Annotated in this window: 20 protein-coding genes; 8 read left to right on the top strand and 12 right to left on the bottom strand. The window is 73.0% G+C overall.

Going from position 1 to position 17,060, the window contains the following annotated elements:
* Nucleotides 1–2: 2 nt before the first annotated feature.
* Together ACGF5O_RS04090 and ACGF5O_RS04085 are read right to left on the bottom strand one after the other, a co-directional pair.
* Nucleotides 3–887: an SDR family NAD(P)-dependent oxidoreductase gene (locus ACGF5O_RS04090; protein ID WP_393808340.1), complete on the bottom strand. Its 885-nt coding sequence runs from the start codon at nucleotides 885–887 to the stop codon at nucleotides 3–5.
* A complete protein-coding gene (locus tag ACGF5O_RS04085) occupies nucleotides 887–1,690 on the bottom strand; it encodes an acetoacetate decarboxylase family protein (RefSeq protein WP_393808339.1) in 804 nt (267 codons plus the stop codon). The genes ACGF5O_RS04090 and ACGF5O_RS04085 overlap by 1 nt, the downstream gene beginning before the upstream one ends.
* A 229-nt stretch (nucleotides 1,691–1,919) precedes the next feature.
* On the opposite strand from ACGF5O_RS04085, the gene ACGF5O_RS04080 reads away from it, so the two are divergent.
* The 5 genes from ACGF5O_RS04080 to ACGF5O_RS04060 all read left to right on the top strand — a co-directional run bounded on the left by ACGF5O_RS04080 (nucleotide 1,920) and on the right by ACGF5O_RS04060 (nucleotide 6,740).
* Complete coding sequence (locus ACGF5O_RS04080) at nucleotides 1,920–2,909, top strand: DEDDh family exonuclease (RefSeq protein ID WP_393808338.1); 990 nt, start codon at nucleotides 1,920–1,922, stop codon at nucleotides 2,907–2,909.
* A gap of 113 nt (nucleotides 2,910–3,022) precedes the next feature.
* Nucleotides 3,023–3,256, top strand: coding sequence for a hypothetical protein (locus tag ACGF5O_RS04075; RefSeq protein WP_393808337.1), 234 nt, complete (start codon nucleotides 3,023–3,025; stop codon nucleotides 3,254–3,256).
* Nucleotides 3,257–3,305: 49 nt separating this feature from the next.
* The gene (locus ACGF5O_RS04070) at nucleotides 3,306–4,100 is read left to right on the top strand and encodes an SURF1 family protein (protein WP_393808336.1); all 795 of its coding nucleotides are present in this window, start codon (nucleotides 3,306–3,308) and stop codon (nucleotides 4,098–4,100) included.
* A 94-nt stretch (nucleotides 4,101–4,194) separates the two neighbouring features.
* On the top strand, nucleotides 4,195–5,979 hold the full coding sequence (locus tag ACGF5O_RS04065; RefSeq protein ID WP_393808335.1) for a glycoside hydrolase family 15 protein: 1,785 nt from the start codon (nucleotides 4,195–4,197) through the stop codon (nucleotides 5,977–5,979).
* A 5-nt stretch (nucleotides 5,980–5,984) separates the two neighbouring features.
* A complete protein-coding gene (locus tag ACGF5O_RS04060; protein ID WP_393808334.1) occupies nucleotides 5,985–6,740 on the top strand; it encodes an SDR family oxidoreductase in 756 nt (251 codons plus the stop codon).
* 90 nt (nucleotides 6,741–6,830) lie between these two features.
* Here ACGF5O_RS04060 and amaP read toward each other — a convergent pair whose 3' ends face one another.
* From amaP to ACGF5O_RS04035, 5 genes are read right to left on the bottom strand one after another with little or no spacing between them, the layout of a single operon-like run.
* Nucleotides 6,831–7,409: an alkaline shock response membrane anchor protein AmaP gene (gene amaP / locus ACGF5O_RS04055; RefSeq protein ID WP_393808333.1), complete on the bottom strand. Its 579-nt coding sequence runs from the start codon at nucleotides 7,407–7,409 to the stop codon at nucleotides 6,831–6,833.
* 4 nt (nucleotides 7,410–7,413) lie between these two features.
* Complete coding sequence (locus tag ACGF5O_RS04050; protein ID WP_393808332.1) at nucleotides 7,414–8,022, bottom strand: DUF6286 domain-containing protein; 609 nt, start codon at nucleotides 8,020–8,022, stop codon at nucleotides 7,414–7,416.
* The gene (locus ACGF5O_RS04045) at nucleotides 8,022–8,381 is read right to left on the bottom strand and encodes an Asp23/Gls24 family envelope stress response protein (RefSeq protein WP_393808331.1); all 360 of its coding nucleotides are present in this window, start codon (nucleotides 8,379–8,381) and stop codon (nucleotides 8,022–8,024) included. The genes ACGF5O_RS04050 and ACGF5O_RS04045 overlap by 1 nt, the downstream gene beginning before the upstream one ends.
* Complete coding sequence (locus ACGF5O_RS04040) at nucleotides 8,378–8,572, bottom strand: hypothetical protein (protein WP_362581130.1); 195 nt, start codon at nucleotides 8,570–8,572, stop codon at nucleotides 8,378–8,380. The genes ACGF5O_RS04045 and ACGF5O_RS04040 overlap by 4 nt, the downstream gene beginning before the upstream one ends.
* Nucleotides 8,573–8,627: 55 nt before the next feature.
* Nucleotides 8,628–9,092, bottom strand: coding sequence for an Asp23/Gls24 family envelope stress response protein (locus tag ACGF5O_RS04035; RefSeq protein WP_089101589.1), 465 nt, complete (start codon nucleotides 9,090–9,092; stop codon nucleotides 8,628–8,630).
* A gap of 87 nt (nucleotides 9,093–9,179) precedes the next feature.
* Here ACGF5O_RS04035 and ACGF5O_RS04030 point away from each other — a divergent pair, with 87 nt between their 5' ends.
* Nucleotides 9,180–9,875, top strand: a complete 696-nt coding sequence (locus ACGF5O_RS04030) for a nucleopolyhedrovirus P10 family protein (RefSeq protein WP_393808330.1) — start codon at nucleotides 9,180–9,182, stop codon at nucleotides 9,873–9,875.
* Between the two features lie 60 nt (nucleotides 9,876–9,935).
* On the opposite strand, the gene ACGF5O_RS04025 is transcribed toward ACGF5O_RS04030, so the two are convergent.
* The 4 genes from ACGF5O_RS04025 to ACGF5O_RS04010 all read right to left on the bottom strand — a co-directional run bounded on the left by ACGF5O_RS04025 (nucleotide 9,936) and on the right by ACGF5O_RS04010 (nucleotide 13,922).
* Nucleotides 9,936–10,739, bottom strand: a complete 804-nt coding sequence (locus ACGF5O_RS04025) for an enoyl-CoA hydratase/isomerase family protein (protein ID WP_393808329.1) — start codon at nucleotides 10,737–10,739, stop codon at nucleotides 9,936–9,938.
* Nucleotides 10,740–10,867: 128 nt separating this feature from the next.
* On the bottom strand, nucleotides 10,868–11,086 hold the full coding sequence (locus tag ACGF5O_RS04020; protein ID WP_046727957.1) for a helix-turn-helix domain-containing protein: 219 nt from the start codon (nucleotides 11,084–11,086) through the stop codon (nucleotides 10,868–10,870).
* A 335-nt stretch (nucleotides 11,087–11,421) separates the two neighbouring features.
* Nucleotides 11,422–13,020, bottom strand: a complete 1,599-nt coding sequence (locus ACGF5O_RS04015; protein ID WP_393808328.1) for an ABC-F family ATP-binding cassette domain-containing protein — start codon at nucleotides 13,018–13,020, stop codon at nucleotides 11,422–11,424.
* A 92-nt stretch (nucleotides 13,021–13,112) separates the two neighbouring features.
* The gene (locus ACGF5O_RS04010; protein ID WP_393808327.1) at nucleotides 13,113–13,922 is read right to left on the bottom strand and encodes a hypothetical protein; all 810 of its coding nucleotides are present in this window, start codon (nucleotides 13,920–13,922) and stop codon (nucleotides 13,113–13,115) included.
* A 208-nt stretch (nucleotides 13,923–14,130) separates the two neighbouring features.
* On the opposite strand from ACGF5O_RS04010, the gene ACGF5O_RS04005 reads away from it, so the two are divergent.
* Both ACGF5O_RS04005 and ACGF5O_RS04000 read left to right on the top strand, forming a co-directional pair.
* The gene (locus ACGF5O_RS04005; protein ID WP_393808326.1) at nucleotides 14,131–15,021 is read left to right on the top strand and encodes a neutral zinc metallopeptidase; all 891 of its coding nucleotides are present in this window, start codon (nucleotides 14,131–14,133) and stop codon (nucleotides 15,019–15,021) included.
* 116 nt (nucleotides 15,022–15,137) lie between these two features.
* Nucleotides 15,138–15,551, top strand: a complete 414-nt coding sequence (locus ACGF5O_RS04000; RefSeq protein WP_393808325.1) for a VOC family protein — start codon at nucleotides 15,138–15,140, stop codon at nucleotides 15,549–15,551.
* Between the two features lie 118 nt (nucleotides 15,552–15,669).
* Here ACGF5O_RS04000 and ACGF5O_RS03995 read toward each other — a convergent pair whose 3' ends face one another.
* Nucleotides 15,670–17,058 (bottom strand): hypothetical protein, encoded by a 1,389-nt coding sequence (locus tag ACGF5O_RS03995; protein ID WP_393808324.1) that lies wholly within the window; start codon nucleotides 17,056–17,058, stop codon nucleotides 15,670–15,672.
* Nucleotides 17,059–17,060: the final 2 nt, after the last annotated feature.

Here is a 17,060-nt window from a genome sequence, read left to right as displayed (position 1 = left end):
TGTCAGTCGAGGATGAAGTTCTCGAGGTACGAGGGGTTCGTCCGGTCCAGCATCGAGCGCGCCCGCGCCCGGATCTGGGCGTCGCTGTGCCCGCTCTCCGGGAGCAGCCAGAAGCGGTCCGCGCGGATGCCCGCCACGACGAGGCCGGCGACCTCCTCGACGGGCGTGAAGGCGACCTCCCGGCCCGCCGCGCGCATCGCCGCCTCCCACTGGTCGAGGCTGCGGTACGGCGTCCTGCGGGGCCGTTCCTTGGCCCAGCGGTCGGGGCGGTTGCGGTGCGACTCCCACAGGCCCGTGCGCAGCATGTGCGGCCCCGGGAAGAGCACCGAGGCGCCCACGCGCGCGTGCTCGGCCCGGAGATGGGCGTACAGGGACTCGGTCATCGTGACGACGGCCGCCTTCGTGACCGCGTACACGGAAGCCGTGGGCAGCGGGGCGATACCGCCGTCGCCGGAGGATGTATTGACCACATGACCGGGTTGACCCGACTTGATCATCCTGGGCAGGAAAGCCTGTATGCCGTGGAAGACACCCCACACGTTGACCTCGAACGCCCACTTCCAGTCGTTCGGTTCGTGCTCCCACATCCGGCCCTCGGCGCCCGAACCGACCCCGGCGTTGTTGCACAGGACGTGCACCGCGCCGTAGGTGTCGTAGGCCGAGTCGGCCAGTTCCAGTACCTGTTCGCGGACGCCGACGTCGACCACGCGCGCGTGCACGTCGGCGCCCTCCGCGCGCAGCCCGTCGGCGGCCTTCTCCAGGGCGGCCGGCTCCACGTCGGCGAGGACCACCTTCAGCCCCTCGGCGGCGAACCGCCGGGCCATCGCGAGCCCGACCCCGCTCGCCGCGCCGGTGACGACGGCGACCTGTCCTTCGTGCAGCTCCATCAGGCCCCGCTCCCTTCACTGCCCTCCGGGGGCGCGTCGTGGACCTGGCGCGGGTCGTCGTAGCGCTGGTGGACGTAGGGCAACAGGGCCTGGGCGTCGACCCGTTCGGCGACCCTGCCGCGCTGGTCGCTGGTCTTCTCGCCGAGGGTGAGGTCCAGCAGGCGCAGCACCGGCAGGTCGGCGACCGGGTCGTACGCGGACTCACGGAGGATCACCTCTCCGGTGACGCGCTCCAGCCGGCGGACCTTCTCCTCGCGTACGCAGTGCACCAGCAGCGGGTCGCCGTCGAAGCCCGAACCGTCCACGGCCGGGAGGAACTTGAAGTAGAAGTCGGTCTTCGGGGCGGGCGCGGGCAGCGGCAGCGGGCCGTCGACCGTGCCGCGCACCTCGACGAAGGTGACGCCGTGCCGGGCCAGGGCCGCGCGCACGAGACCGTCCTCCCGCTCGACGGTCACCTCGCCGAGCTTCTTGGGCTCGCCGAAGACCTCACGGCCGCCGGTGAGGGCGCGCTCGTGGGTCATCGGCATGACCAGCGGGTACCAGCCCTCGACCGTGCCGTGCGCGGCGGCGACCGCGAACGAGCCCGCGCCGAGCGGGTACCCCGTCAGTTGGACCTTGCTGATGTTGACGCGGGCCAGGGGTCTGCCGGTCGGCTTCAGCGGCGGCGGCAGGACGGCCGCGACCGCGTCCGGGTCGGTCTCCCAGACGGCCACCACCCCGGTGGACCAGACGTCCGGGAGTCTCGTGGTGCGCGCGGCGGCGATCTCCGCCTCGGTCCGAGCGCCGTACCGTACGCGTGCCATCCGCCGTACCGCCCTTCCGTCGGCCGTCCGTGCTCCGGGCGGGGTGCACGCTGGCACCGGGCGGCGAAAAGGTCCATAGCCCCGCGAGGGGCAATCAGCCCGGACGAGGAAAGCGGACGGGAAACGCGGACGGGCCATGCGGACGGGGAATCAGGACATTCGAACGGGCCGCTGTGGCAGGTGCCCTGACGGACCGGGCTGTCGGTGCGGGCCCGTATCCTCAATGACCATGCTCGAAGACCGTACGACCGCAGTGTCCCCCGGCACCCCGTGGCCGGCCGCGTACCCCAAGGGGTACGCCGTCGTCGACGTGGAGACCACCGGACTGGCCCGGGACGACCGGATAATCAGCGCGGCCGTCTACCGGCTGGACGAGCGCGGCGAGGTCGAGGACCACTGGTACACGCTGGTCAACCCCGAGCGTGATCCGGGTCCGGTGTGGATCCACGGACTGACGAGCGAGGTGCTCGACGGCGCGCCGCTCTTCACCGACATCGCCGAGGAGTTCTCGGCCCGGCTGGACGGCCGGGTGCTGGTCGCGCACAACGCGGTCTTCGACTGGCAGATGATCGCGCGGGAGTACGCGCGCGCGAAGGCCGAGGCCCCGGTGCGGCAGCGGCTGTGCACGATCGCGCTCGCCAAGGAGCTGGACCTGCCGCTGCCCAACCACAAACTGGAGACCCTGGCCGCGCACTTCGGGGTGGTGCAGCGGCGGGCGCACCACGCGCTGGACGACGCGCGCGTGCTCGCGGAGGCGTTCCGGCCCAGCCTGCGGGCCGCCGCGGCGGGCAACGTACGGCTGCCGCTGCTGGAGTGCCGGCCCCTGACGGAGTGGTCGGACACGCCCCGGATCGGGCCTCAGGCGAGCGGCGGGTACGGCGGCTACCGGCCCGGCACCTGGCGGCCGGCCCGCAAACGGCCGGCGTGCCCCTACCCGAACCCGGGACGGTACGAGGACGGCAGCCCGCTGAAGCAGGGCATGCGGGTGGCGTTCTCCGGGGACACCTCGATCGAGCGGGAGCTGCTGGAGGACCGGGCCGTCGAGGCCGGTCTGCACGTCTCCACGAGCGTCTCGCGGCTCACCAGCCTGCTCGTCACCAACGACCCCGACTCGGGCACCTCGAAGGTCGTCAAGGCCCGTCAGTTCGGGACACCGGTGGTCGACGAGGCGGCTTTCGGGCAGCTGCTGCGGGACGTGGCACCGGCCACCGGGAAGTGACCGCCCGCGCGGGCCGTACACCCGTCCGCACGGGCCGTACGGACGGGTGATTGCCGTACGACTCGCCCGGCGCCCGCTCGCCCGCGCGCGGCCGACCGCCCACCCTGTGGCGCATGGCGAAATGTGAAGTCTGCGGCAATGACTACGGAATGACCTTCGAGGTGCACGCGCAGGGCGCGGTCCATGTCTTCGACTGCTTCTCCTGTGCGATCCACCGCATGGCCCCGGTCTGCGAGCACTGCAAGGTCTCGATCATCGGCCAGGGCGTCGAGGCCGACAACGAGTGGTTCTGCGGCGCCCACTGCGCCCGCGAGGCCGGGAAGGCGGGCATCGTCGACCGCGTCTGACCCGGTACCCGCCCGAACGCGCCCCACGACCGAGTTGTACGGTCGTGGGGTGTACCGCTTCCTGTTGACTCGGCAGTGGGTGATCCTCACCCTCATCTCGCTGCTTCTGATCCCGACGATGATCCGGCTCGGGATCTGGCAGAAGCACCGGTACGAGGAGCGCAGCGCCCGCAACCAGCTGGTCTCCGACGCCCTCGGTGCCAAGCCGGTGCCGGTCGAGGAGGTGACCGAGCCGGGGCATGCCGTGACCCGCAAGGAGCGTTACCACACGGTCACCGCGACCGGCACCTTCGACACCGCCGACGAGGTCGTCGTCCGCCGCCGCACCAACTCCGACGACGAGGTCGGCTACCACGTCCTCACCCCCTTCGTGCTGAGCGACGGCAAGGTGCTGCTGGTCAACCGGGGCTGGATCCCGTCGGACGGCCCGAGCCAGACCGCCTTCCCGAAGATCCCGGCGCCGCCGGCCGGCAAGGTCACCGTCCAGGGCCGGCTGATGCCCGACGAGACCACCGCGGCGAGCGGCATCAAGGACCTCAAGGGCCTGCCCGACCGGCAGATCATGCTGATCAACAGCGAGGAGCAGGCACGCCGGCTCGGCAAGCAGGTGCTCGGCGGCTACATCCAGCAGACGGCACCCGAGCCCAAGGGCGACACGCCGGAGCAGATCTCCGACCCGGGCAAGGAAGACGCCCCGCTGAACTACGCGTACATGATCCAGTGGTGGCTGTTCGCCGCGGGCGTCCCCTACGGCTTCTTCGTGCTGGCCCGCCGTGAGGCGCGCACGCGTGCGGAGGCGGCGGAGCAGGAGCCGGCCGCGGAGTCGGAACCGGCCGCCGTCTGAAGCTCCCGGCCGCCCGAGGTTCCGGGGAGCGGTCCCGTCACTCCCCCGGCCCACCCCCTGGTTGGCCCTCCGCCCGGCAGGGAAACCGGCTCCCGTGGACCGACGCATCGAGGACTACGCGCTCATCGGCGACGAGCAGACCGCGGCCCTGGTCGGCCGGGACGGCTCCATCGACTGGCTGTGCCTGCCCCGCTTCGACTCGGCCGCCTGCTTCGCCAGGCTGCTGGGCGACGAGGACCACGGCCACTGGCGGATCGCCCCCGGCGGCGCCACGACCTGCACCCGGCGCGGCTACCGGCCCGACACCCTGGTCCTGGACACCGAGTGGGAGACCGCCGAGGGCACGGTCCGCGTCACCGACCTGATGCCCCAGCGCGAGCACGCGCCGGACGTCGTACGCATCGTCGAGGGCGTCAGCGGCCGTGTCACCGTGCACAGCACGCTCCGGCTCCGCTTCGACTACGGCTCCGTCATCCCGTGGATGCGCCGCTCCGGCGGCCACCGGGTCGCGGTCGCCGGCCCCGACTCGGTGTGGCTGCGCAGCGAACCGTCGGTACGGACCTGGGGCGAGGACTTCGGCACCCACTCGGAGTTCACCGTCGCGGAGGGCGAGCGGGTCGCGTTCGTGCTCACCTGGCATCCCTCGCACCAGCAGCGGCCACCGCTCGTGGACCCGTACGAGGCGCTGCGGTCCAGCGTGACCGACTGGCGGCGCTGGACCGCCCGCTGCACCTACGACGGCCCCCACCGGGACACGGTCGTGCGCTCCCTGATCACTCTCAAGGCGCTCAGCTACGCGCCGACCGGCGGCATCGTCGCCGCGGCCACCAGCTCGCTGCCCGAGGAGCTGGGCGGGGTGCGGAACTGGGACTACCGGTTCTGCTGGCTGCGCGACTCCACCCTGACCCTCGGCGCCCTGCTCGCCGCCGGCTACCACAAGGAGGCCGAGCGCTGGCGCGACTGGCTGGTACGCGCGGTCGCCGGCGACCCGGCGGACCTGCAGATCATGTACGGCCTCGCGGGCGAGCGCCGGCTGCCCGAGTTCGAACTGGACTGGCTGCCCGGCTTCGCCGGCTCCCGGCCGGTACGCGTCGGCAACGGCGCCGTCGACCAGCTCCAGCTGGACGTGTACGGCGAGGTGATGGACTCGCTGTCGCTGGCCCGCACCGCCGGTCTGCCCACCAAGCCGCACATGTGGGCCATCCAGTGCGCGCTGATGAAGTTCCTGGAGAAGGCCTGGCGGCAGCCGGACGAGGGCCTGTGGGAGGTGCGCGGCGGCCGGCGCCACTTCGTGCACTCCAAGGTGCTGGTGTGGGTGGCCGCGGACCGCGCGGTGCGGACCCTGGAGGACCACCCGGAGTTCAAGGGCGAGCTGATGGGGTGGCGGGCGCTGCGCGACGAGGTGCACCGGGAGGTGTGCGAGAAGGGGTTCGACCCGAAGCGCAACACCTTCACCCAGTACTACGGCTCGCGCGAACTCGACGCCTCCCTGCTGCTGATCCCGCGCGTCGGCTTCCTGCCCCCGGACGACCCCCGGGTGGTCGGCACGGTGGACGCCATCCGCGACGACCTGGGCCAGAACGGGTTCCTGCGCCGCTACGACACCGACGCGATCGGCGTCGACGGGATGCCGGGCGGCGAGGGCGCCTTCCTTGCCTGCTCGTTCTGGCTCGCGGACGCGCTGCACATGACGGGCCGCACCGACGAGGCGAAGGAACTGTTCGAACGGCTGGTGGGGCTGGTCAACGACGTGGGGCTGCTGTCCGAGGAGTACGACCCGGAGACCGGACGCCAGCTGGGCAACTTCCCGCAGGCGTTCAGTCACATCGGGCTGGTGAACACCGCCCTCACGCTCTTCGGCGGCGAGCAGGCAGGATAGGGACCATGGATCTTGGACTGAAGGACCGGGTGTACGTCGTCACCGGAGCGACCCGCGGGCTGGGCCACGCGGCCGCGCGCGAGCTGGTCGCGGACGGGGCGAAGGTCGTGCTGACCGGACGGGACGAGAAGCGGGCCGCCGACGTGGCGGCCGAACTGGGACCGAACGCGGTGGGCGTGGCCGTCGACAACGCGGATCCGGCGGCGCCGGAGCGGCTGATCGCGACCGCGCGTGAGCGGTTCGGAGGGTTCGACGGGATCCTCGTGAGCGTCGGCGGGCCCGCGGCCGGGTTCGTCGCCGACAACACGGACGAGCAGTGGCAGGCCGCGTTCGAGTCGGTGTTCCTGGGGGCCGTACGGCTCGCCCGCGCGGCGGCGGCGGAACTGGGGGACGGCGGGGTCATCGGGTTCGTGCTGTCCGCGTCGGTGTACGAGCCGATTCCCGGGCTGACGATCTCCAACGGGCTGCGGCCGGGGCTGGCCGGGTTCGCCAAGTCGCTCGCCGACGAACTGGGGCCGCGCGGGATCCGGGTGGTGGGGCTGCTGCCGTCCCGGATCGACACGGACCGGGTGCGGGAGCTGGACGCCATGTCCGCCGACCCGGCGGCTACGCGGGCCGAGCACGAGGCGCGGATTCCGTTGCGCCGGTACGGGGCTCCGGAGGAGTTCGGGCGGGTGGGGGCGTTCCTGATGTCTCCGGCCGCTTCCTATCTGACCGGGATCATGGTGCCTGTGGACGGGGGGATGAGGCACGGGTTCTGACGGTCGGTGCTTTGGGCGCGGGTGGGTGGGGGCTGGTCGCGCAGTTCCCCGCGCCCCTAACAGAAGGGGCGCGTCCTCGGACGGGCGCTGTCAAGTCACCCTCTCCGCACGGTGTTTCACTGACGTCAGTCGGACCTCCGCGGGGAGTTTTTCAAGGGCCGCCGAGTCCCGGGCGTGTGTGAGGGCCTGAGCCGTGAGGTCGTTCAGGGCGTCCTCCGGGGCCACGTCCGGCTCCAGTTGGAGCCATACCCGTACCTGTGGTGCCGTGCGGGTGCCCCGCAGGACCGCCTGGGCGTGGGAGACGCCCGCCTGGTGGGCCGCGTCCGTGGCGAGGACGGTCTCCAGGGCCCGGCCGCGCAGCAGGGCGCTCTCGCCGTCCCCGGTGTCCACCAGGATCTCGGCCAGGCGGCGTCGGCGCAGTTGGGCGGTCAGCCACCAGAGAGCGAGCAGGAACAGGACGGCGAGTGCGGCCAGGGCCGTCGGCCACCACCAGCCCGCGGTGCGCCAGTGGGTGCGTTCGGCCTGGGTGAGCAGGACGTCGTGGCGGCCGTCGTGGATCCACCAGGACGGGGGCGGGGCGCCGAGGCCGACGGCCAGGACCGAGCCGCCGAGCGCGAGGAGCAGGAGGCCCGCGAGGGCGATCAGGACGCGGTTGACGGTGCCGAGCACGGCGTCACCCCTTCCGGCCGGGGCGGATCACGTGCAGGGTCAGCGCGGGCGGGCGGGCCAGCCCCATGGCGCGGATCGCGTCGGTCAGCGCCGCCTCCAGGTCGCCGCGCACCTCGTCGAGTTCGCGGAAGTGTGAGACGGCGAGGACGTGGGCGCGGGACCGGTGCAGTCGTACCCGCACCCGGCGCACGCCGGAGATCTCCATGGCCCGGTCGCGCAGCAGCAGGGCGGCCGCGTCACGGCGCAGCCCGGCGCGGACGTCGGGGTGGGTACGGCGCATGGGCAGCAGGCGCCGCAGGCCGGGTGTGACGGCCAGGGCCAGCAGCCACAGGCCGAGGGCGGTGGCGATGCCCGCGCCCACCAGGACCCAGGTGCCGTCCAGGGGCTGCGTCGCGAGTTGGCGGGCCAGTTCGCGGCGCCAGTGCATGGCGGGGTGGTGGGCTCGTACGGCGGCGATGTCGTACAGGAAGGCGCCCGCGGTCACCAGGACGAGCAGCGCGACCAGGGTGGCGGGGGCGCGGCGCGGGGACCAGAAGCGGGGCTCGCGGCCTGCCGTGGATGCGGCGGCCGGTGCCGGTGGCTTCTCGATGACCGGTGTCTGCTCCGTGCTCATCACGCCCTCCCCTGGGTCCGGGCCGGGTGCAGCCGTTCGACGTGGACGGCGACCTCCCGGACGTCCATGTCCACCAACGCGCCTACCCGCTCGACCACATGCCGACGCACGGCCGCGCACCGGGCGCCGATGTCGGACGGGTAGTCGAGTTCGAGGTGGACCCGGACGCGGGCCGTGTCGTGGTGGGTGACCACGGTGGCGTGCGGGGGTACGGCGTCCTTGGGGAGGGCGCCGAGCGCCTCGCGGGCCGCCTGCGCGGCGATCTTCGCCACCACCCGGTCGGCGATCCGGACGGCACCGCGCTCGCCGGGCGCCACGGCCGTCGGGGCGCCGCGTGTCCCACCGCTCGCGGAGGTCATCGCCGGCGGTCGCGCCGGTCGTCGCGGGTGCGGAAGAAGTCGCCGAGTTCGAGGTCCCCCTCCGCGAACCGGCCGACGACGAACCCGATGGCCCCGAGGGCCGCCACCAGCAGAAAGGCGCCGAACCCGCCGAAATACCCGGCGAAGCCCAGCGCCATGCCGGCGATCATGCCGACCACGGCCATGTTCATGGTGCGCTCCCCTCAGCGGTCCCGTCGGCGGTCCCGTCGGTGTTCCCGTCGGTGGTCACTGGAGCCGGGACTCCGGCTCCTCTTCCTCTTCCTCCGGAAGCTTCACATCACTCACCGCGATGTTGACCTCGACCACTTCGAGACCGGTCATGCGCTCCACGGCGGCGATCACGTTCTCCCGGACCGCGCGGGCCACGTCGGCGATCGACACGCCGTAGTCCACGACGATCTCCAGGTCCAGCGCGGTCTGCACCTCGCCGACCTCGGCCTTCACGCCCCGGCTCACGGACTTGGAGCCGCCGGGCACCCGGTCCCGCACGACGCCGAAGGTACGGGCGAGGCCGCTGCCCATCGCGTGCACGCCGACCACGTCCCGGGCCGCCAGTCCCGCGATCTTCTCCACGACCCCGTCGGCGATCGTCGTCCGTCCGCGGGTCGCCGGGTCACCGCCGCCGCGCCTGACGGTCTTCCGGGTCTGTACCGTCGGGTCCTTCTCGGGCTCCGCCGCCATCTCGGTCATCGCCGTGCGTCCCTTCCCGTCGTCGTCCTGCGACCACGGTACGTGCGGATGTCCTGTCGTGCCCCGAAGATGCGGCAGGCTGGAGCAATGACGGCGGACCGACGGACAGACACGGTACGGCACCTTCTGGGCTTCGGCAGGATCCTCCCGCTGGGCGGGTCGCAGGAAGGGGCGTGGCTCGCGGAGGCGGCGGCGGACGCGGTGCTGCGGCGGGCGGCGGCCGGGGTGGCGGGGGTGCGGCTGGGTGCGGTGCGGATCGCCCCGGCGGATCCGGCGGAGGTGACGGAGGCCGTCGTACCGGCGCCGCCCGGGGCGGTACCGCCGGGGCCGCTGCGGCTGTCGGCGGACTTCGCGGCGACGGCGGCCGAGCCCCTGCCGGCGACGGCGACCCGGCTGCGCCGGGCACTGGCGGCGACCGCGGAGCGGCTCGGGCTGACGGTGACCGAGGTCGACCTGCGGGTCACCGACCTGCTGGAGGAGGAGACGGTGGAGCCGGACGCGGTACGTGCGCCCCGGCCGCCGTCCGTCCGGGAGGGGACGGATCCCGACGGCGCCCGGGTGACGGCGGCGGCGCTGGCGGTGCCGGGGGTGGCCCGGGTGACGGGGGCACTGAGCCGGGAGGTCCACTTCGACACCGCGCTGCCGCGCCGGCACGTGCGCGTGGAAGTGGCCCTGACTGACGACCCACGGGCCGTGGAGGTGGCCCGACAGGTCCGTACGGCGGTCGGCGAGGCGCTGGGCGATCAGCCAACGGTGGCTGTACTGGTGACAAGCGTCGCCTGAAACGCGCCCCTTCAGGGGCGTGGGGAACAGCGCGACCAGCCCCCACCGGCCCGCGGTGGACTACTCGCCGACCCCCGCAAGGTCCCGCAGCCGCCGAGCCTGCGCCTGCCGCTCCGCGGCCCGCTGCTCGTCGTACGTACGACCACTCGCACCCCGCAGCAGCGCCTTGGTCTCCACCACCGCATCCCGCGGCGCAGCCAGCAGCGCCCCGGCCAGGTCCCGTACCGCCGCGTCGAGTTCGCCCGCCGGCACGGCGACGCTCGCCAGTCCGGAGGACACCGCCTCCTCGGCCTGGACATAGCGGCCGGTCGCGCAGATCTCCAGCGCGCGGGCGTAGCCCACCAGGGAGACGAGCGGGTGGGTGCCGGTCAGGTCGGGCACCAGCCCGAGGCTCGTCTCGCGCATCGCGAACTGCACGTCGTCCGCGACGACGCGCAGGTCACAGGCGAGGGCCAGCTGGAAGCCGGCCCCGATGGCGTGCCCCTGCACGGCGGCGATCGACACGATGTCGCTCTGCCGCCACCAGGTGAACGCCTCCTGGAATTCGGCGATGGACGCGTCGAGTGCGGCGTCGTCGCGGCGTGCGAGCTCGATGAAGGTCGGCTCGCCCGGGATCCCCTCCGGCGTGAACATCTGCCGGTCGAGGCCCGCGGAGAAGGACTGCCCCTCACCGCGCAGCACGACGACCCGGACCGACCCCGGCAGCGACCGCCCGGCCTCTGCCAACGCCCGCCACAGTGCGGGGCTCTGGGCGTTGCGCTTGGCCGGGTTGGTCAGCGTCACCGTGGCGAGCGCGTCGTCGACGGTGAGCCGTACGCCGTCCTTGTCGAGAACAGGAGCGAGGTCCTGGTCGGGCGAAGCCATGGGGCGCCTCCGATGTGTGCGGTCATCACGCAATGCCGTACGGCATGCCAAGTGACTGCACAGTAACCACCCGGTCGATCAGCCGACCGACCGGGTGGCCACCATCGAAGCCGATGGGCCGCCCGGGGTCAGGACGCGGCTTTCTTGCCCCGCGTCGCCCCGCCACGCCCACGCAGCGTGACACCCGACTCGCTGAGCATCCGGTGGACGAAGCCATACGAGCGGCCGGTTTCCTCGGCCAGTGCCCGAATGCTCGCACCGGAGTCGTACTTCTTCTTCAGGTCTGCCGCGAGCTTGTCGCGCGCGGCGCCGGTAACCCGGCTGCCCTTCTTCAGAGTCTCGGCCACCCGTGCCTCCTCATGGGAAGTGCGCTCTGGTCCCCTCATGATCACCCCTCCGGGGCGTGATGGCCACCCATTCGGCAAGGTCCGTGAGACATCGTTGTGACGACAGGAGCGCATCCCCACATACGGAATCTGTGATTCCGTCACGGGCCGTCCGTGCGGCCGAACGGGTTCTTCCGGGAAGTGCCAGGTCAGACATACAAAGCGGCCGATCCCTTGTCGACAAAGGGATCGGCCGCGAAATCGATGTAGGACACACCTCGATACGAGGAGATCTCACACAGATGGTGGATCACCGATAGGCCGAATGATCCATAGCCAGTGGATCAGGCATTCGATCAAGCGAGGGCGACGAGATCCGCGTAGTCCGCGCCCCACAGGTCCTCGACGCCGTCGGGGAGCAGGATGATCCGCTCCGGCTGGAGTGCCTCGACGGCGCCCTCGTCGTGGGTGACGAGGACGACCGCGCCCTTGTAGGTGCGCAGGGCGCCGAGGATCTCCTCGCGGCTGGCGGGGTCGAGGTTGTTGGTCGGCTCGTCCAGGAGCAGGACGTTCGCGGCGGAGACGACCAGGGTGGCGAGGGCGAGGCGGGTCTTCTCGCCGCCGGAGAGGACACCGGCCGGCTTGTCGACGTCGTCGCCGGAGAACAGGAACGAGCCCAGCACCTTGCGGACCTCGACGAGGTCCATGTCGGGGGCCGACGAGCGCATGTTCTCCAGGACCGTGCGGTCCGGGTCCAGGGTCTCGTGCTCCTGCGCGTAGTAGCCGAGCTTGAGGCCGTGCCCCTCGACGACCTCGCCGGTGTCGGGCTGCTCGACACCGCCGAGAAGGCGCAGCAGGGTGGTCTTGCCGGCGCCGTTGAGGCCGAGGATGACGACCCGGGAGCCCTTGTCGATGGCCAGGTCGACGTCGGTGAAGATCTCCAGCGAGCCGTACGACTTCGACAGGCCCTCGGCGGTCAGCGGGGTCTTGCCGCAGGGCGCCGGCTCCGGGAAGCGCAGCTTGGCGACCTTGTCGGAGACGCGGACGGCGTCCAGGCCGGCCAGCAGCTTGTCGGCGCGCTTGGCCATGTTCTGCGCGGCGACCGTCTTGGTGGCCTTGGCGCGCATCTTGTCGGCCTGCGAGTGCAGCGCGGCGGCCTTCTTCTCGGCGTTGGCGCGCTCGCGCTTGCGGCGCTTCTCGTCGGCCTCGCGCTGCTGCTGGTAGAGCTTCCAGCCCATGTTGTAGACGTCGATCTGGGAACGGTTGGCGTCCAGGTAGAAGACCTTGTTGACGACCGTCTCGACCAGGTCGACGTCGTGGGAGATCACGATGAAGCCGCCGCGGTAGGTCTTCAGGTAGTCGCGCAGCCAGACGATCGAGTCCGCGTCGAGGTGGTTGGTCGGCTCGTCCAGCAGCAGCGTGTCCGCGTCCGAGAACAGGATCCGGGCCAGCTCGATACGGCGGCGCTGACCGCCGGAGAGCGTGTGCAGGGGCTGGCCGAGCACCCGGTCGGGCAGGTTGAGCGCGGCGGCGATGGTGGCGGCCTCGGCCTCGGCGGAGTACCCGCCCTTGGTGAGGAACTCGGTCTCCTGGCGCTCGTACTGCCTCAGCGCCTTCTCGCGGGTGGTGCCCTGGCCGTTGGCGATGCGCTGCTCGTTCTCCCGCATCTTGCGGATCAGGACGTCGAGGCCGCGCGCCGAGAGGATGCGGTCGCGGGCGAGGACGTCGAGGTCGCCGGTGCGCGGGTCCTGCGGGAGGTAGCCGACCTCGCCGGAGCGGGTGACGGTGCCCGCGGCGGGGATGCCGTCCCCGGCCAGCACCTTGGTGAGGGTGGTCTTGCCGGCGCCGTTGCGGCCGACCAGGCCGATGCGGTCGCCCTTGGCCACGCGGAAGGTGGCGCTTTCGATGAGGATGCGGGCACCGGCGCGCAGCTCGATACCGGAGGCGGAGATCACGGACAGACTCCAGGGCGTACGGATAGTGACGGGTGGGCGGCTGAGGACGTTCCCGCCGTCTAATGCGCGAGGAGAATGGCCATGGGCCAAGTCTAACGGGGCGGCGCAAGCGCTTTTTCGGTGCGCGGGTGTTCGGGGCGGCCCGCGCGGGGCGGTTCGTTGCCCAGCGGGGTGCGGTGCGGAGCGATTCCGCCCAGGTCGTCCACGGCGACGAGCTGCGCGGTCCAGGCGCCGTCCGCGCACGGCTGGGCGACGAGCAGGGCGTGGCCGTGACGTACGGCACGTTCGGGGCGGAACGCGCAGCCCGCGCGGGCGGGCAGCACCCAGCGCAGGTCGCCGTCGGCGGTGCGGTACGCGGCGATGCGGGACGGGGTGACGACGGCGAGGATGCCGCGGCCCAGGGGGCGCAGGACGCCGGCGCCGCCCCGGGCGCGCAGCCAGTCGGTGGCCGCGGGCAGGGCGCGGTGCCAGCGCACGGAGCGGCCGTCGGTGTCGGTGACGAGCCCGTCGTCCCAGACGGTGATCGCCTGCCCGCGCGTGGGCAGCACGCTGAGCGGGCGCCGCCCCACGCGCGCGTACCGCCAGCGCAGGGTCCGCCCGTCGTACGCCTCGACGGCGCCGCCACGCGCGCGTGCGGTGGGCGCGGGCGGTCCGGAGGTGAGGTGGTCGCCGTAGGGGGCGGGGCGGATCTCGTGGGCGGCGGCGAGGAGCCCGGCCGCGAGGAGCAGGGCGAGGGCGAGGAGGCGCTTGACGGGTCTGCGGGCGGGAGGCGTCTCAGGGAAGGCACCGGGCGGCCGGTGCGGGAGGGGGGCCGGAGACCGCTCCCGGCAGGCCGCCGCGGACTGCTCCAGGAGTGCCCCGGCGTCGGACGGCCCGGTTCTCCTGTGGTGCGGGACGGCCACCTCTTCCCCCTTCGGCGCCCGGCCGGGCGCCCCTGTGCCACGCGTCAGGCGCAGAGCGTAGCCACGCCCGCGACGGGCGGGCGGGCGTGACGCGGAGGCGGGGCGGGACGTCGCCCGTTCGGGCGTCGGACCGGACATCGACGCGAAGTGGCGGCGCGGATGGCGCAAGGTGGTGGTGGGGGACGGTGCGAGCGGAAGGCGGTGCCCCATGCAGTTCGACGACGACGCGAACCTGGACACCTCCGAGGTGCAGGATGCCCGGGGCAGCCGGATCCCGGGCGGGAGGAAGACCGTCGGCGGCGGTCTGGTCGGTCTGATCGCGCTGCTCCTCGCCCTGTTCCTCGGGATCGGCCCGGACCAGCTGGGGCTCTCCTCCGGGGACAGCTCGCCCGCACCCGCCTCCTCCTCGCTGGCGCAGGTGCAGCAGAGCTGCCGCACCGGAAAGGACGCGAACACCAAGGAGGACTGCCGGATCGTGGCGGTGGTCAACAGCGTGCAGGACTACTGGACGCAGGAGTTCCGGCGCCGCCACGGCACCTACACCGCCGCCCCCACCGTCTTCTTCAGCGGGCGGGTCGGCACCGCGTGCGGGACGGCGACCTCGGCGGTCGGGCCCTTCTACTGCCCCGGCGACCGGAGGGTCTATCTGGACCTCGGCTTCTTCGACGAGCTGCGGTCCAAGTTCGGCGCGAGCGGCGGGCCGTTCGCGCAGGCGTACGTCGTGGCGCACGAGTACGGGCACCACGTGCAGGACCTGATGGGCACGTTGAGCAGGTCGCAGTCCAACATGACCGGGGCGAACGGCAATGCGGTGCGGGTGGAGCTACAGGCCGACTGCTACGCCGGGGTGTGGGCGCACCACGCCACGACCACGAAGGACGAGTCGACCGGCCGGCCGCTGATCACCAGTCTGACGGCCGCGGACATCCGGGACGGGCTGGACGCGGCGGCGGCCGTGGGCGACGACCGGATCCAGGAGCGGTTCCAGGGGCGGGTGACGCCGGAGACATGGACGCACGGGTCGGCCGAGCAGCGCCAGCAGTGGTTCTACCAGGGCTACCGGACCGGCGACATGGCGCGCTGCGACACCTTCCGATGACCGGCCGACCTGCAACGACGTTACGGTCTGGGGGCGTTGTCAGTGCCGGGTGCGAGACTGGGGACCAGGCCGGAACGACGGCCTTCGGGGGACCGACGCACGAGGGAGTGATCGGGATGGTGGGCACGAGTGGCGGGCGGCCGAGCATCTATCCGTCGCTGCTGTACACGGACGCGAAGGCGGCGATCAAGCAGCTGACGGAGGCCTTCGGCTTCACCGAGCTGTCGGTGTACGAGGGCGAGGACGGCATGGTGCTCCACGCCGAACTGGTGCAGGGCAACGGCGCGATCATGCTGGGCTCCAGGGGCCGCGGCGGCCGGTTCGACGCGGCGATGGAGGGCGGCGGCCCGACCGGGGTGTACATCGTCGTGGACGACGTCGACGCGCACCACCAGCGCGCCGTCGACCACGGCGCCGAGATCCTGATGCCCCCGACCGACCAGGACTACGGTTCGCGTGACTACATGGCCCGCGACGTCGAGGGCAACATCTGGAGCTTCGGCACGTACGCCCCGGAGATAGCCGGCTGACCCGCCGGGCAGCCCCTAAGCGGGTCCAGCGCCCCGAAGGGGCACGGGGAACTGCGCTGCCGGCCACGACGGTGCCGCGGTTGGCAGCGGGCATGTCGCGGCACTTCCAGCGGCGTGCCTAGCCGCCGGTGTGCACCTGGAAGGCGGCCCGGCGGACGGCTTTGGCGAGGGCCGGGTCGGGGTGGGCGGCGGCGAGGGCGACCAGGACCTGCACGGTGCGCGGGTGGCCGACGGCGCGCACCTCGTCGAGCAGCGCGGGGACGGTGGGCTGCAGCGCCGACTCCAGGTGGCGGACGAGCAGCGGGGCCTCGCCGTGGTCGGCGACCGCGGCGGCCGTGTCCACCCAGAGCCAGGTGGCCTCTTCCCGGGTGAGCACCTCGTGGGCGTCCTCGGGGTCGACCCCGTCGTGCTCGGCCAGCCACAGCAGGGCGTAGGGCCGCAGCGTCGGCTCGTCGACGACCGCGCGGACGTCCGGTTCGGCGGGGGCGCCGACGACGCGCAGCGCCTCGAAGGCGAGGCCGCGCAGCAGGGCGTCCTCGCCACGGGCGGCGTCGACGAGTTCGGTGACGGCGCCGCCGACGGGCCGGGCGGCGAGCCAGGCGCGGTACTCGGCGCGGGCCGCGTTGGGCCGCAGCTGGGCGCAGCCGCGCAGCATCTCCTCGGCGGCGACCTCGATGTTCCCGGCGGGGCTCTGCGCGGCGACGCAGATCTGCTCCAGTTTGACCCAGACCGCCCAGCTGCCCAGCGGGGTGAGGGTGGCCTGGCCGTCGCCGTAGGTCAGCGCGCCGACGGAGGCGAGCGCGTGCAGGGCCCAGTCGAGGAGGGGGGCGAGCTCCGCCTCGTCGGCGGGGGCCGGGTCCTCGGCCGGGGCAAGCTCCGCCGGGTCGGCGGCGGCGGAGCGCACGGCGGCGAGGGGCCGGGCGGTCCCGGTGCCGTTCTCCGTGCCGTAGGGGACCTCGCAGCGCTCGGTGCGCAGTTCCGTGACCCGCTGTCCCAGCAGGTCCAGGAGCTGCTCGACCGGGACGGGACCGGCGGACAGCTGGAGGAAGGAGAGCACCTGGGGCATGGCCGAGACGACCTCGGCGACGGCCGCGGGCTCGAACTCGGCGGGCTCCGGGTGGGCCAGCGACCAGGCGTCGAAGAGGGCGACCCAGCCACGCAGCACGGCGCTGTCGTCGCGGTCCCAGGCGCGCAGGCGCCAGCCGGGACGCGCGCTGTCGCCGTGCACCTCGACCAGACCGGCGAGGCGGGCGGTGTCCCAGTCGGCGCGGACCTGAGCGGCGGTCAGGCCCAGGTCGTCGGACGCGCGTTCGGCGGACGCCTCGGAGAGGGTGGCCTTGCCGTCGGCGGTCGCGCCGTCGCTGCCGGGCCCGAGGGCGGTGTCCGCCCAGTGGGCGACGCGGGCCGCGCCGGCCAGGCCGGAGCGAGCCATTCTGGCCAGCTCGGCGGGGGCCGGGGTGCCCTCGGGCGGGCGGGGTGCGGGGCGGCGCGCGGGCCGCTGGTTCATCG

The sequence above is a fragment of the Streptomyces sp. NPDC048291 genome, from assembly GCF_043201715.1.
Lineage (GTDB): Bacteria > Actinomycetota > Actinomycetes > Streptomycetales > Streptomycetaceae > Streptomyces.
The sequence above is the reverse complement of the archived record's forward strand: the minus strand, read 5'-3'. Positions and strand labels throughout refer to the sequence as shown.